This window comes from Pseudomonas sp. FSL W5-0203 (assembly GCF_001896155.1).
Taxonomy (GTDB): domain Bacteria; phylum Pseudomonadota; class Gammaproteobacteria; order Pseudomonadales; family Pseudomonadaceae; genus Aquipseudomonas; species Aquipseudomonas paracarnis.
On the sequence record NZ_MPOR01000025.1, the window covers coordinates 54786 to 67582 of the forward strand.

Genomic DNA, 12797 nt, shown 5'->3' on the forward strand with positions numbered 1-12797 from the left:
CCATCGCAGGCAAGCCAGCTCCCACATTAATTCTGCATCGGTCTTAACCGTCTTCGCCTCGCCCTCGCCCCTATCCCCCGTTATACTTGCCGGCTTTCCTGAATAAATGCCAACTAGGGTCCCGCCGCGCATGGATAAGACCTACCAGCCCCACGCTATCGAAACTTCCTGGTACAACACCTGGGAGTCCGAGAACTATTTCGCCCCACAAGGTGCGGGCGACTCGTACACCATCATGATTCCGCCACCGAACGTCACTGGCAGCCTGCACATGGGCCATGGCTTCAACAATGCGATCATGGATGCGTTGATCCGCTTCCGCCGCATGCAGGGTCGCGACACCCTGTGGCAACCGGGCACCGACCACGCCGGCATCGCCACCCAGATGCTGGTGGAACGCCAACTGGAAGCCACCGGCCAGAACCGTCACGACCTGGGTCGCGAGAAATTCCTGGAGAAAGTCTGGGAATGGAAAGACCAGTCCGGCGGCAATATCAGCCGTCAGATCCGTCGCCTGGGTTCGTCCGTAGACTGGAGCCGCGAGCGCTTCACCATGGACGACGGCCTGTCCGAAGCCGTAAAGGAAGCCTTCGTGCGCCTGCACGAAGACGGCCTGATCTACCGCGGCAAGCGCCTGGTCAACTGGGACACCAAGTTGCACACGGCGATTTCCGACCTTGAAGTGGAAAACCACGACGAGAAAGGCTTCCTGTGGAACCTCAAGTACCCGCTGGCCGACGGCGCCAAGACCGCTGAAGGCAATGATTACCTGATCGTCGCCACTACCCGTCCGGAAACCATGCTCGGCGATGCCGCCGTCGCTGTTAACCCGAACGACGAGCGCTACCAGGCGCTGATCGGCAAGTTTGTCGAACTGCCGCTGGTTGGCCGCCGCATCCCGATCATCGCGGATGACTATTGCGACCCTGAGTTCGGCACCGGCTGCGTGAAAATCACCCCGGCCCACGATTTCAACGACTACGAAGTCGGCAAGCGCCACAACCTGCCGCTGCTGAACATCTTCGACAAAAATGCCGCCGTATTGCCGGCCTGCCAGGTGTTCAACCTGGACGGCTCGCTGAACGACAGCATCGACGGCAAGATCCCCGCCGAATACGCAGGTCTGGACCGTTTTGAAGCGCGCAAGCAGATCGTAGCTGCCTTCGACGCCGCCGGTTTGCTGGTCAGCGTCGACGACCACGGCCTGAAAGTGCCGAAGGGCGACCGCTCCGGCACCGTGATCGAGCCGTGGCTGACCGACCAGTGGTACGTGTCCACCAAGCCGCTGGCAGAACCTGCGATTGCCGCCGTGGAAGATGGCCGCATCCAGTTCGTGCCCAAACAGTACGAAAACATGTACTTCTCGTGGATGCGCGACATCCAGGACTGGTGCATCAGCCGTCAGCTGTGGTGGGGCCACCGTATTCCGGCCTGGTATGACGAATCGGGCAAGGTTTATGTAGGCCGCGACGAAGCCGAAGTGCGTGCCAAGCACAACCTCGGCGCCGACATCGCGCTGCAACAGGACAACGACGTACTGGACACCTGGTTCAGTTCGGGCCTGTGGACCTTCTCTACCCTGGGCTGGCCGCAGCAGACCGAGTTCCTGAAGAAATTCCACTCCACCGACGTGCTGGTCACCGGCTTCGACATCATTTTCTTCTGGGTTGCCCGGATGATCATGCTCACCATGCACCTGGTGAAGAACGAAGACGGCACCCCGCAGGTACCGTTCAAGACCGTGTACGTACACGGCCTGGTACGCGACGGCCAGGGCCAGAAGATGTCCAAGTCCAAGGGTAACGTCCTGGACCCGCTGGACATCATCGACGGCATCGACCTGGAAACCCTGGTGCAGAAACGCACCTCGGGCCTGATGCAGCCGAAACTGGCGAAAAAGATCGAGAAGCAGACCCGCGACGAATTCGCCGACGGCATCGCCAGCTACGGCACCGACGCTCTGCGCTTCACCTTCTGCTCGCTGGCCTCCACCGGTCGCGACATCAAGTTCGACATGGGCCGCGTCGAAGGCTATCGCAACTTCTGCAACAAGATCTGGAACGCGGCGCGCTACGTGCTGGACAAAGGCGAAGACTGCGGCCAGAACGGCGAAGCCTATGAGCTGAGCCTGGCGGATCGCTGGATCATCTCGCAGCTGCAGCGCACCGAAGCCGAAGTGACCCGCCAGCTCGACCAGTTCCGTTTCGACCTGGCCGCACAGGCCCTGTACGAGTTCATCTGGAACCAGTATTGCGACTGGTACCTGGAACTGTCCAAGCCGGTACTGTGGGACGAGAACGCCCCGGTCGAACGCCAGCGCGGCACCCGTCGCACCCTGGTGCGCGTGCTCGAAGTGGCGCTGCGCCTGGCGCATCCGTTCATGCCGTTCATCACCGAAGAAATCTGGCAGCGCCTGGCGCCGCTGGCCGGTATCGAAGGCAAGACCATCATGCTGCAACCTTGGCCGGTGGCCAACGAAGCGCGCATCGATGAGGCCGCCGAAAGCGATATCGAATGGCTCAAGACCCTGATGCTCGGCACACGCAACATCCGCGCCGAGATGAACATCGGGCCGGGCAAGCCGCTGGCCGTGTTCGTCAAGAACGCCAGTGCCGAAGACCAGCGTCGCCTCAGCGAGAACGATGCGCTGCTCAAGAAACTGGCCAAGCTGGAGTCGATCACCGTATTGGCTGCCGATGCCGAAGCACCGTTGTCTGCCACCGCGTTGGTCGGTGATATGGAAGTGCTGGTGCCGATGGCCGGCCTGATCGACAAGGGCGCGGAACTTGCCCGCCTCGACAAGGAAATTGCGCGCCTGCAAGGCGAAGTGCAGCGAGTGGGCGGCAAGCTGTCCAACGCGGCGTTCGTCGACAAAGCGCCAGCTGAAGTGATCGAGAAAGAACGCGCCAAGTTGGCCGAGGCTGAACAGGCCTTGGGCAAGCTGGCGGAGCAACACGCGCGGATTTCCAGCCTGTAAGGCTTGCGCCGTGTAAAAAAAGAGGCCTTCGGGTCTCTTTTTTTGTCCAGGCAAACGACACCATTTCCCAATCAAAACCCTATCCCTGTGGGAGCTGGCTTGCCAGCGATAGCATCACCTCAGTCTGCCTGATACACCCAGTCGCCTGCATCGCAGGCAAGCCAGCTCCCACATTTGACCGAGTTGTCCCCGGGAATGTGTGACAATGACCGCCACTTTGAGCCAAACCCAGAATCATCATGACCGCCCCCACTACGCCCAAACCTCCGCGCAAGAAGCCTAAAACCGCCGCCACGGCCAAACCCGTCGCGCCACGCAAAGAGGCCACCCTGCACCCGCGCAACCGCCACACGGGCCGTTACGACTTCCCGGCGCTGATCAAGACCACGCCTGAACTGGCCAAATTCGTGATCATCAACCCCTACGGCAAAGAGAGCATCGACTTCGCCAGCCCGGATGCAGTGCGGGTGTTCAACCGGGCGCTGCTCAAGTCGTTCTATGGCATCCAGCATTGGGATATCCCGGCGGACTACCTGTGCCCGCCAGTGCCGGGGCGTGCTGACTATGTGCATTTCCTCGCCGACCTGCTGGCCAGCGTCAACGACGGCAAGATCCCGCGAGGCTCGATCGTCAAGGTGCTGGACATCGGTATGGGCGCCAACTGCGTGTACCCGCTGATTGGCTATATGGAGTACCGCTGGAACTTCCTGGGCTCGGAGGTCGACCCGATCGCCGTGTCCGCCGCCAAGGCCATCGTGCAGTCCAACGACCTGAGCAAGGTCATCCAGCTGCGCCAGCAACCCAACCCCAAGCAGATCCTGTTGGGCCTGCTGGAGCCGGGTGAGCGCTTTGACCTTACGATGTGCAATCCGCCCTTCCATGCATCCATGGACGAAGCAACCAAAGGCAGCGAGCGTAAATGGCGCGCCTTGGGCAAGGCCGACCCGAAACGCAAGTTGCCGGTGCTTAACTTCGGTGGTCAATCGGCCGAACTGTGGTGTGAAGGTGGCGAAGCGCGGTTTGTGACGCAGTTGATCGCCGAAAGCGCGCACTTTGCGCATAAAGTGCTGTGGTTCAGCACCCTGGTGTCCAAAGCCTCCAACTTGCCGGCGATCGAAACGGCGCTGAAAAAAGCTGGCGTGCTGGAAAGCCAGGTAGTAGAGATGTCCCAGGGGCAGAAGCAGAGCCGCTTTGTGGCCTGGACGTTCCAGACCAAGAACGAGCAGCAGATCTGGCGCCAGCGCTGGGTTCGATAAGCCCGCCACACAATAAAAACGCAGGCAATAAAAAACCGTGCCCGGATCACTCCGAAGCACGGTTTTTTTGCTGCGTCTTACTTGTTAACAGCGTCGGTCAGGCCTTTAGCCACAACCAGCTTGATAACTTTCTTGGCAGCGATTTCGATGGCAGCGCCAGTCGAAGGGTTACGGCCAGTACGGGCAGGACGCTCGGTCACTTTCAGTTTGCCAACGCCTGGCAGAGTGATTTCGCCGCCATTTTCCAGCTGATCAGCAACAACTTGGCTCAGTTGGTCCAGCAGAGCACGCACGGTAGTTTTCGGTGCGTCTACTGCTTCAGCCAGGTCAGCGATCAGTTGGTCTTTAGTAATAGCCATTGTGGTGTTCCTTCCCTATCAAATTCATATGGATTGCAGAGTGCAGTGTCAGCCGTCGAGCCCGACCGTCATGGCCTGGCATCCCCGGCCATAACCACGGAGATCGGGGTTATAGATGCTTGAAACGGGGATTGGTTCGACCTGACAAATGCTGAATGCACGCTTAACGCCGAGACTTGGCGTAAGACGGGGCAAAACTAGCACAGAGACGGGGAAATATCCGCCTCAACATACCCATTTGGTCAGCTTTATCGCTCTAAACCGTGAAAAAAAGGCATATGGCCAGTCACAGGGCGTGCAAAATGCCGTTCGGGGCACGTCTTGACCAATGGGTGCGGTACACTGGGCGACTTTTCGGGGAGGCCAACCGCTCCCCCTTCAACCAGCCGAGAAGCCTATGCCGATCCGTCATTGCATCGTCCACCTGATCGACAAAAAACCCGACGGCACACCCGCAGTTCTTCACGCCCGCGACACGGAACTGGCCGAGTCCGCCGCCATCGAGAACATGCTTGCCGACCTCAACGAGAGCTACAACGCCAAACAAGGCAAGGCCTGGGGTTTCTTCCATGCCGAGTCCGGCGCGCACCCGTTCAGCGGTTGGTTGAAGGAGTACTTTGACGGTGGCCAGGACTTCACCAGCTTCAGCCGCACGGCGGTAGAGCACCTGCAGAAGCTGATGGAGGAATCCAACCTCTCCACCGGCGGCCATGTGCTGTTTGCCCATTACCAGCAAGGCATGACCGACTACCTGGCCATCGCCCTGCTGCACCACAGCGAAGGCGTGGCGGTGACCGACGAGCTGGACGTGACGCCCTCGCGCCACCTGGACCTGGGCCAGTTGCACCTGGCGGCGCGTATCAACGTCTCCGAGTGGCAGAACAACAAGCAGTCCAAGCAGTACATCTCCTTCATCAAAGGCAAGAACGGCAAGAAGGTCTCGGAGTACTTCCGCGACTTTATCGGCTGCCAGGAAGGCGTGGATGGCCCGGGCGAAACCCGCACCCTGCTCAGGGCGTTCAGTGACTTCGTCGAAAGCGAAGACTTGCCCGACGAGTCCGCCCGCGAGAAAACCAAGACCCTGGTGGACTACGCCAGCAGCCAGGCGAAGCTCGGCGAACCCATGGGCCTGGAAGAGCTCTCGGGCCTGATCGATGAAGACCGGCCAAAAGCCTTCTACGACCACATCCGCAACAAGGATTACGGCCTGTCGCCGGAAATTCCGGCCGACAAACGCACCCTCAACCAGTTCCGCCGCTTCACCGGGCGCGCCGAGGGCCTGTCCATCAGCTTTGAAGCGCACCTGCTGGGCGACAAGATCGAGTACGACGAAGCCGCCGGCACCTTGATCATCAAGGGCCTGCCGACCCAACTGACCGACCAGCTCAAGCGCCGTAACTGATGCTGGGCGGGGTACTCAAGAAAGTCCTGCTGGTGCTGCTGGTGGTGGTTGCGATCCAGAACTGGGGCAAGGTGGAGCGGCTGTTCAACCCGTCCCAGGTGGCGCCCGAGCACGTACGCGCCTCGGCGCGGGTGGTGCTCTATGCCACCGAGTGGTGTGGGTACTGCAAGCAGATCCGGCGTTTTCTGGACCAGAAGGGTATCCCGTACCAGGCCGTCGATATAGAGAAGGATGCCGAGGCGCGCAAGGCGTACGAGGCACTGGGCGGTGGCGGGATTCCGTTTGTGGATGTAAATGGGACCTTGATTCGCGACTACAACCCTGAAGCGATCATGGCCGCCCTGAAGTAACACCCAATCAAATGTGGGAGCTGGCTTGCCTGCGATGGCGGTATAACAGGGTCAATACCTGTGACTGATACACCGCTATCGCAGGCAAGCCAGCTCCCACACACGTCAGCTCTGCACATTGGGTTGTGTGGTGACCTTAGAAGTTGGCTTCCAGCGACACCATCGCCGTGCGCTCCTCACCCACGTTGTAATACGCCGTGCTCGCCCCCAACCCGTTCACCGGCGCCGAGTTGAACGCCACCGTACGCGCCGAACTCAAGTACTCCTTGTCGAACACGTTGAGCATCGAAAACCGCAGTGCCGCCGACTTGATGACCTTCTTATCCACCGGCAAATAAATACCCGCGTTCAGGTCAAACACCGTACGGCCTTCAATCTTCTCCTTGTTGGTCAAATCGCCATAGAAACTGCCGACATATTTGCCTGCAATGTTGCCGTAGAACCGCGAATCGTCATACCCGAACACCAGGTTGAACATGTTTTCCGGCACGTTGGCCAATTGCTTGCCCGAGGTTGGTAGCAGCACGTTCTTGCTGAGCAGGTCGTCCTTCTGCTCAGACTGGGTGTAGGTATAGGACGCGTAGTAATTGAAGTTGTGCGGCAACAGGCCGCTCCATTCCAGCTCCAAGCCTTTGTTATCGACAGTGCCGACGTTGAGCACCATGTAGTCACCGCTGGCGTCGGTGGTCGAGACCTGGCGATCCTTGAAGCTGATGTAGAACAGGGTCGCACTCAAGGCCATGTCGTCTTCGGTGTAGCGCCAGCCCAGTTCCTGGTTCCAGCTCAATTCGGACTTGAGGCTGACGGAGTCGCCCTTGTTGTACAGCACGTAGTTGGGCGGCGTGCGCATATTGCGGGTGACGTTGTAGAACGCCTGGTTGCTTTCATCGACCTGGTACTTGGCGCTGAAGTTGGGCAGGAACTGGTGGTAGCGGGTGTTACGCTTCTCCGGTGTGTCGTACAGGCTGCCGAGGTTGTTGCCGTCACGCTCGACATATTGGTAGGCCACGCCGCCAACAAAACTCAGGTCCGGTGTGGCTTGCCAGTTGTCCTGTACCCAGAGCTTCTGCGCGGGAGTGACGGTGTAGTAGTGACGGCCCTGGACCGTAGCGCCGTTTTTGTCGACCACCTGGCCGCCGCTGTTGTAGTCGCCCCACACATCGTCGGGGGCACCTTCGTTGTTAATGCCGATAAAGGGCTGGGTCTGGCGCTGGCGTGCGCGTTCGTACCAGTAGCCATAGTCCAGGCTGTGTTCTTCGTTGATGTCCCACTTCATTTTCGCCGTGAAGCCAGGGCGCCAGGTTTCGGTCCACGAAGGGCGGTAATAGTTGGCCGATTGCAGGTTACTCAGGTCGTAGTTGCCGGCCTTGTCGGACTTTGGCCCCAGGTTGGAAGCCGTCTGGCCGCTGAAGCTGCCACCGTTGGCCCAGTAGTAATACGGCGTGAGCGTCAGCGACAAATTGTCCTGCAGTTGCCAGCGCTGGGTCAGCGTGGCGTTGACGCTTTCGAACGGGTTGCGGTTGAGCTTGTAGGACGCCGACAGCAAACCAGCCTTGTACACCGGGCTTTGCGCGTAATCCTTACGCCGTCCTTCGGTGTCGAACTGCGCCTTGCTAAGGCTGTTGTAGTTGTAGTTTTCCTGCTTGTTGTACTTGACCGTGGCCAATGTGGAGTTGCCGTTATCCCCTTCGAACAGGCTGCTCCACTCGATCTTGTCGCTGCGCAGAGTGCCCTTGCCGCGCCATTTGTCACCTTCCAGGTGGGATGCCGACACCCAGGTTTTCAGGCCACCCACATCCCCGGTGTTCGCTCGCACGAAGGTCTTGCGCAGGGCGTTGGCACCGACGATCTGTTTGGCGAAAACCCCGGCGTCCTTGGTCGGGCGAATGGTGATCATGCCAATGTTGCCGCCGCTGGAGCCGATGTGCGGGCCGTCGGCCTCGGAGGAACCTTGGGTGGCGAACACTTCGGCCAGGTTTTCCGGGTCGCCCAACTGGTTGGAGTACACACTGTAGTTGCCCGAATCGTTGATCGGCACGCCGTCCACCGAGACGCCGACCTGGTCGGAACTCATGCCCCGCATGGTAAAACTGGTGCCACTGGTGCCGCTGGCGTCATCACTGGAAACGTTGATGCCCGGCGTGTACTTGAGCTTGTCGATGGCGTTGGCGGTGGCCGACATTTCGTCCATGGCTTGCTTGGTCACCGTCGAGCGTGCCTTGGCACTTTCTTCGAGAATCATGTGGCCGCTGCCAAGGGTTTGCTTGCCGGCGATGTTCACCGAGCCTACATCCTGGGCATCATCGGCCAAAACCAGCGGCGCAAAGCCGCCCAGGCCCGATGCGAGGAGCAGGGCATAAAGAGTGTTGTGGTTCACGTGTAGATCCCTTACTGACATTGTTGTGTTGTATGGGGCAGATGCGAGCTTCCTGACCACTTGTTCAGGAACCCAGGGATGATCCACGGCACGTGTAACCGTTTGGTGACAGGTTGTGGCGATTGCGATGAAGGTTCGATGAAGGCGCTGCGGGCCTAGCGCACCACAATCATGCGGCCCAACAGGCTGTGCTGTTCAAAGCCCAACACCGCTTGCAAGGCGTTCAAGACCGCTACGGGGTCCTGGCTCGGAAAGCTGCCGCTGACGCGTTTGGCGGCCATGTTTTCGTTAAGCAGAAGAATTCGGCCGGGGTAATAACGCCTCAGGTCCTGGACCACATCGGCCAGGGGTGCCCTGTAGTAGTTGAGCCAACCTTCGCGCCAAGCCAGGCGTGAGGCGCTGTCGACCCCATGCAAAGGGTCGGCAATACCATCGGCATAGGCCACTTGCTGGCCCGCTGTCAGCACCTGTTGCTGGCCCTGTTTCGAGGGCGTCACACCCACACGGCCGGACAGCACGGTGACCTCGGCGCCGTCAGGTTGCAGGCGCACTTCAAACTGCGTTCCCAGTACTCGCGTTTCACCGCCGTTCGCCTCCACCACGAAGGGTTGGCCGGTGTGGGTCACACTGAAAAAACCTGCACCACGGCGCAATTGGATGTGCCGTTCGCCCTGGCTGAAATCTACAGAGATGGCGCTGTCGGCGTCGAGGGTGACCTTGGATTGATCGGCCAGGGTGAAGGTCTTTACCTCACCCGGCGCCGTCACATAATCGGCGCCCCACTCATCGACCCAGCGTGACGGCTGCCAACCGGCGCCCATCGACACCATCAGCAGCAGGCAGGCGGCGACGGCCAAGGCACCAGACCAACGCGCTACCCGGGAGCGTTTGGAGGCGTTGATCGTATTGAGGTAGCGCTGCAAGGCGAGCGCGTCCTCATCGGCCAGTTGGCGCGCCGGTACTTCGCTTAATTCCCAGAGCACCTGGGCTTGGGAGTAGGCCTCGACGTGTGCGGGATCTGCACGTAACCAGCGGCTGAACGTGGCCTGGTCGCCGCTGCTGGGCTGGTCATGCAGCAGGCACAACCAATCGAGTGCGGCCTGTTCCTGGGCGGGCGTGGGCGTGAGGTTCACGGGGCTTTCCCTGGCATGCGTGGAGGCGGTGGTTCGCGAAGGCTGGCCTTGCAGGCTTCGAGGGCGCGCATCATATGTTTTTCCACGGCGCTTTGGGACAGGCCCATGGCCTTGGCGATTTCGGCGTACTTGCGGCCGTGGATGCGGTTAAGCAGGAAAATCTGGCGGGTGCGCTCGGGCAAGCTGCGCAAGGCGGCTTCCACATGGCGCAGATCATTGCCCGCCTCCAACGCTGCCTGGGGTTCGCAGCCTTGGTGATCAGATTGTTCCGGCAGCCAGCCTTCGCTGCTGCGTGCTCGCGCGCCTTCGCTGCGCAGGTGGTCGATGGCGATGTTGCCGGCGCAGCGCAGCAGGTAGGTGCTCAATTCTTCGACCTGCACCAGCGGGCGACGCCAGAAGCGCAGGAACAAATCCTGCACCAGGTCGGCTGCCGTGGCGCGGCAACCCACACGGCGGCTGACCAACGCCTCCATTTGCGAGCGCTGGGACAAAAACACCTGCAGGAAATGCGCGCGTCCCCCCGCTGCATCCGCGTGCGGAGTGTCCTGAGGAGATTGCGGTCGATGGCTCCTCATGGCCGGCTCAAGAGAGGGCGAACGCCGCAACAGGGCTGGCCAACAGGGCGAGCCCCGCCAGGATCAAGGCCAGCCTTGGCCGATACGGCAACAGCAACACCAGCAGCAAGGCGCTGAGCATCAACACCGCGCACCACTCCACCAGGCCCTGACTCCAACCGGCGCCCAGCACCGACGGCCAGATCGACACGCCCAGCAACAACCAACCGCCCACCCGCAACCCCAGGCGCCGAATGGCTGTGGGTTTGCTGTGCAGCAATTCGCCGTGGTGACGGTCGGTGGACAAGCACAGTGCCATGAACCCGGCGTAGCACATCAAAAGCGCCAGAAGCATCAGTTGGCCTGCTGCTTGAGTGTTAACCCGCGGGCACGCTCAGCCTTGGGTAGCGGCGCGCTGCGGTGATGCATCTTCCAGGCTGCCCAGGCGAGGAACGCGCCACTGGCCAGGCAGGTGAGGTCGAAGCCGGCCATCGCCCAGTCGCCGCTTGGCACAGAGACACCCAAGTGATGCGAGGTGGTGATGGCGTTGAGCAATGGAATGGCGGCAAACAACAGCGCGCCGAAGCTCAGTTGCTCGACCCAGCCCTGGCGACCGCGCCGCAGCAAGGCGTGCAACAGGCTCAGGGCCCAGGCGATAAAGAACGCCTGCACTTCCCAGTCGGAACGCGCGGTGAAGCTCACCGGCAGCAGGCGGTTAGCCCAGAAAAACGCCGCGATGGCGATCATCAAGCCAGACATGCTGGCAATATTCAGCACTTCTACCAACCGCAGTTCAAAGGGCATCACCGAGGCCTTGGCATGCTTGAGCTGGCGCTTGCCCAGCCAGATCACCAAGCCTGTGCCGATCATCGCCGTACCCGCCAAGCCGCAGATAAAGTACAGCCAGCGCAGCACCGGGCCGGCGAAATGGCCCATGTGCAAACCGTAGAAACTGCCACCGATGGCCGTCGCCAATGACGGCTCGGCACTGCCTCGCAACAGCTCGCCGGTGGTGCCGTTGAACGACAACGTACTGCCGGAGGCATGCACCACGCTGTCGGAGCCAGCGCGCGACACGTTGACCGACGCGTTGACATCGCCGGGGTTGTTGACCGCCACACGCCCCACATGCCCGCCCGCCCACTGTTCCCGCGCCTGCTGGTACATCGGCATCAACGGCAGCAGTTTGCCCGGCTGGCCGAGGGCCGGCGCATTGTCAGTAGCGGGGAACAGCTCACTGAAAAACGCCCGGCTGTCGTCGCCATAGGACGCCACGATGGGCGCAGGCATGACCATGCTCATGAAAATCACCAGGCTGCTGTAGGTGATCATCAGGTGAAACGGCAGCACCAACACACCCACCGCGTTGTGCCCGTCCAGCCAGGAGCGCTGGCCTTTGCGCGGGCGGAAGGTGAAGAAGTCCTTGAAGATTTTCTTGTGGGTGATGATGCCGGTGATCAGCGCGACGAACATCACCATGGCGGCGATGGTCGACAGCCAGCGGCCCCACGGGTAAGGCATTTGCAGTTGGAAGTGGAAACGATAGAAGAACTCGCCGCCCTTGCTGTCGCGGGCCTGCACCGGTTGGCCGGTGACGGGGTCGAGGACTTTCTGGATGAAGGTACCGCGCTTGCCGGGTTCGAGCTTGTCTTGCCACATCACCGACAAACCGGGGTCGCGGCGGTTCGGCAAGGTAATGAACCAGCGTGCGGCGGAAGGCGCCTGCTGTTGCAGGTAGTTTTGCGCGACGGCGAGGCTGCGCCCATCGTCCAGGGGATGGGCCTGCACTTCGGGCTGCATCCAGTGGGTTATTTCATCTTTGAAATAGGCCAGGGTGCCGGTCAGGAAAATCGCGAACAGCAGCCAGCCGAAGATCAAGCCTGCCCAGGTGTGCAGCCAGGCCATGGCCTGGCGAAAGCCCTCTTTCATGTGCGAGCCATCCAGAAACCAATGCCGGCCAGGGTGGCCAAGAGTGCGCTCGGCACCATCACCCCTGCCCAGGCGCGCCATGCCGTGCGGCAGGCAAAACACCAGAGCACCGCCAGCAGGTAGAACACAAAGGAACTCATCATGCCGGTGACCACCGCATCGGCACGGGAGGTGGGCAGCCAGAGCGCCAGGCAGATGGCGGCCAGGGAGGCCATCAGATAACCGCCAATCACCGCCGCCAGCACGCGCGAGGTGACGGCGAGGCGGTAGGAAACGGGCAATGAGGTTTTGCTTTTCATGCGGCAGGCGCCTGGTTCATCAGCGCGCAATATTAATGATAAATATTCTCATAAGCAAAAGAGAACGGATGAATCACCTGCCTTGGCCGATTGCCGAACCTTGTCATGCGCCCTACAATGCGAACAATTCTTGTTCTCTAAAGCATGTCGAATGCTTGCGG

Annotated in this window: 11 protein-coding genes; 4 read left to right on the forward strand and 7 right to left on the reverse strand. The window is 60.6% G+C overall.

The genetic code is table 11. The annotated features are described in order from the left end of the window. Positions 1-130 precede the first annotated feature (130 nt). Both BOP96_RS20350 and rlmF read left to right on the forward strand, forming a co-directional pair. On the forward strand, positions 131-2977 hold the full coding sequence (locus BOP96_RS20350; RefSeq protein WP_005785134.1) for a valine--tRNA ligase: 2847 nt from the start codon (positions 131-133) through the stop codon (positions 2975-2977). Between the two features lie 239 nt (positions 2978-3216). Continuing rightward, positions 3217-4233, forward strand: coding sequence for a 23S rRNA (adenine(1618)-N(6))-methyltransferase RlmF (gene rlmF, locus BOP96_RS20355; RefSeq protein ID WP_047712663.1), 1017 nt, complete (start codon positions 3217-3219; stop codon positions 4231-4233). Positions 4234-4310: 77 nt separating this feature from the next. On the opposite strand, the gene BOP96_RS20360 is transcribed toward rlmF, so the two are convergent. Further along, positions 4311-4592, reverse strand: a complete 282-nt coding sequence (locus BOP96_RS20360) for an HU family DNA-binding protein (protein ID WP_003188840.1) — start codon at positions 4590-4592, stop codon at positions 4311-4313. 397 nt (positions 4593-4989) lie between these two features. On the opposite strand from BOP96_RS20360, the gene yejK reads away from it, so the two are divergent. Both yejK and BOP96_RS20370 read left to right on the forward strand, forming a co-directional pair. Continuing rightward, positions 4990-5994 carry a nucleoid-associated protein YejK gene (gene yejK, locus BOP96_RS20365; RefSeq protein ID WP_060766580.1) on the forward strand — a complete coding sequence of 335 codons (1005 nt, stop codon included), beginning with the start codon at positions 4990-4992 and terminating at the stop codon, positions 5992-5994. Then, complete coding sequence (locus BOP96_RS20370) at positions 5994-6344, forward strand: glutaredoxin family protein (RefSeq protein WP_020301210.1); 351 nt, start codon at positions 5994-5996, stop codon at positions 6342-6344. The genes yejK and BOP96_RS20370 overlap by 1 nt, the downstream gene beginning before the upstream one ends. A gap of 136 nt (positions 6345-6480) precedes the next feature. Here BOP96_RS20370 and BOP96_RS20375 read toward each other — a convergent pair whose 3' ends face one another. The 6 genes from BOP96_RS20375 to BOP96_RS20400 form a co-directional block, all read right to left on the reverse strand. Next, positions 6481-8721: a TonB-dependent receptor gene (locus tag BOP96_RS20375; RefSeq protein ID WP_103452156.1), complete on the reverse strand. Its 2241-nt coding sequence runs from the start codon at positions 8719-8721 to the stop codon at positions 6481-6483. A gap of 155 nt (positions 8722-8876) precedes the next feature. Further along, a complete protein-coding gene (locus BOP96_RS20380; RefSeq protein WP_020301212.1) occupies positions 8877-9854 on the reverse strand; it encodes a FecR family protein in 978 nt (325 codons plus the stop codon). Beyond that, the gene (locus BOP96_RS20385) at positions 9851-10429 is read right to left on the reverse strand and encodes an RNA polymerase sigma factor (protein WP_014717065.1); all 579 of its coding nucleotides are present in this window, start codon (positions 10427-10429) and stop codon (positions 9851-9853) included. Before BOP96_RS20385 ends, BOP96_RS20380 begins: the two co-directional genes overlap by 4 nt. Positions 10430-10436: 7 nt before the next feature. Further along, positions 10437-10763: a DUF3325 domain-containing protein gene (locus BOP96_RS20390; RefSeq protein WP_019817655.1), complete on the reverse strand. Its 327-nt coding sequence runs from the start codon at positions 10761-10763 to the stop codon at positions 10437-10439. Then, a complete protein-coding gene (locus BOP96_RS20395) occupies positions 10763-12337 on the reverse strand; it encodes a PepSY-associated TM helix domain-containing protein (protein WP_019817654.1) in 1575 nt (524 codons plus the stop codon). Before BOP96_RS20395 ends, BOP96_RS20390 begins: the two co-directional genes overlap by 1 nt. After that, positions 12334-12636: a DUF3649 domain-containing protein gene (locus BOP96_RS20400; RefSeq protein WP_014717062.1), complete on the reverse strand. Its 303-nt coding sequence runs from the start codon at positions 12634-12636 to the stop codon at positions 12334-12336. The genes BOP96_RS20395 and BOP96_RS20400 overlap by 4 nt, the downstream gene beginning before the upstream one ends. Positions 12637-12797 lie beyond the last annotated feature (161 nt).

What these genes read in the sequence shown, in the direction of transcription:
- BOP96_RS20350 (WP_005785134.1), top strand. Translation starts at nt 131, where the DNA reads ATGGATAAGACCTACCAGCCCCACGCTATCGAAACTTCCTGGTACAAC.
- rlmF (WP_047712663.1), top strand. Translation starts at nt 3,217, where the DNA reads ATGACCGCCCCCACTACGCCCAAACCTCCGCGCAAGAAGCCTAAAACC.
- BOP96_RS20360 (WP_003188840.1), bottom strand. Translation starts at nt 4,592, where the DNA reads ATGGCTATTACTAAAGACCAACTGATCGCTGACCTGGCTGAAGCAGTA.
- yejK (WP_060766580.1), top strand. Translation starts at nt 4,990, where the DNA reads ATGCCGATCCGTCATTGCATCGTCCACCTGATCGACAAAAAACCCGAC.
- BOP96_RS20370 (WP_020301210.1), top strand. Translation starts at nt 5,994, where the DNA reads ATGCTGGGCGGGGTACTCAAGAAAGTCCTGCTGGTGCTGCTGGTGGTG.
- BOP96_RS20385 (WP_014717065.1), bottom strand. Translation starts at nt 10,429, where the DNA reads ATGAGGAGCCATCGACCGCAATCTCCTCAGGACACTCCGCACGCGGAT.
- BOP96_RS20390 (WP_019817655.1), bottom strand. Translation starts at nt 10,763, where the DNA reads ATGCTTCTGGCGCTTTTGATGTGCTACGCCGGGTTCATGGCACTGTGC.
- BOP96_RS20395 (WP_019817654.1), bottom strand. Translation starts at nt 12,337, where the DNA reads ATGAAAGAGGGCTTTCGCCAGGCCATGGCCTGGCTGCACACCTGGGCA.
- BOP96_RS20400 (WP_014717062.1), bottom strand. Translation starts at nt 12,636, where the DNA reads ATGAAAAGCAAAACCTCATTGCCCGTTTCCTACCGCCTCGCCGTCACC.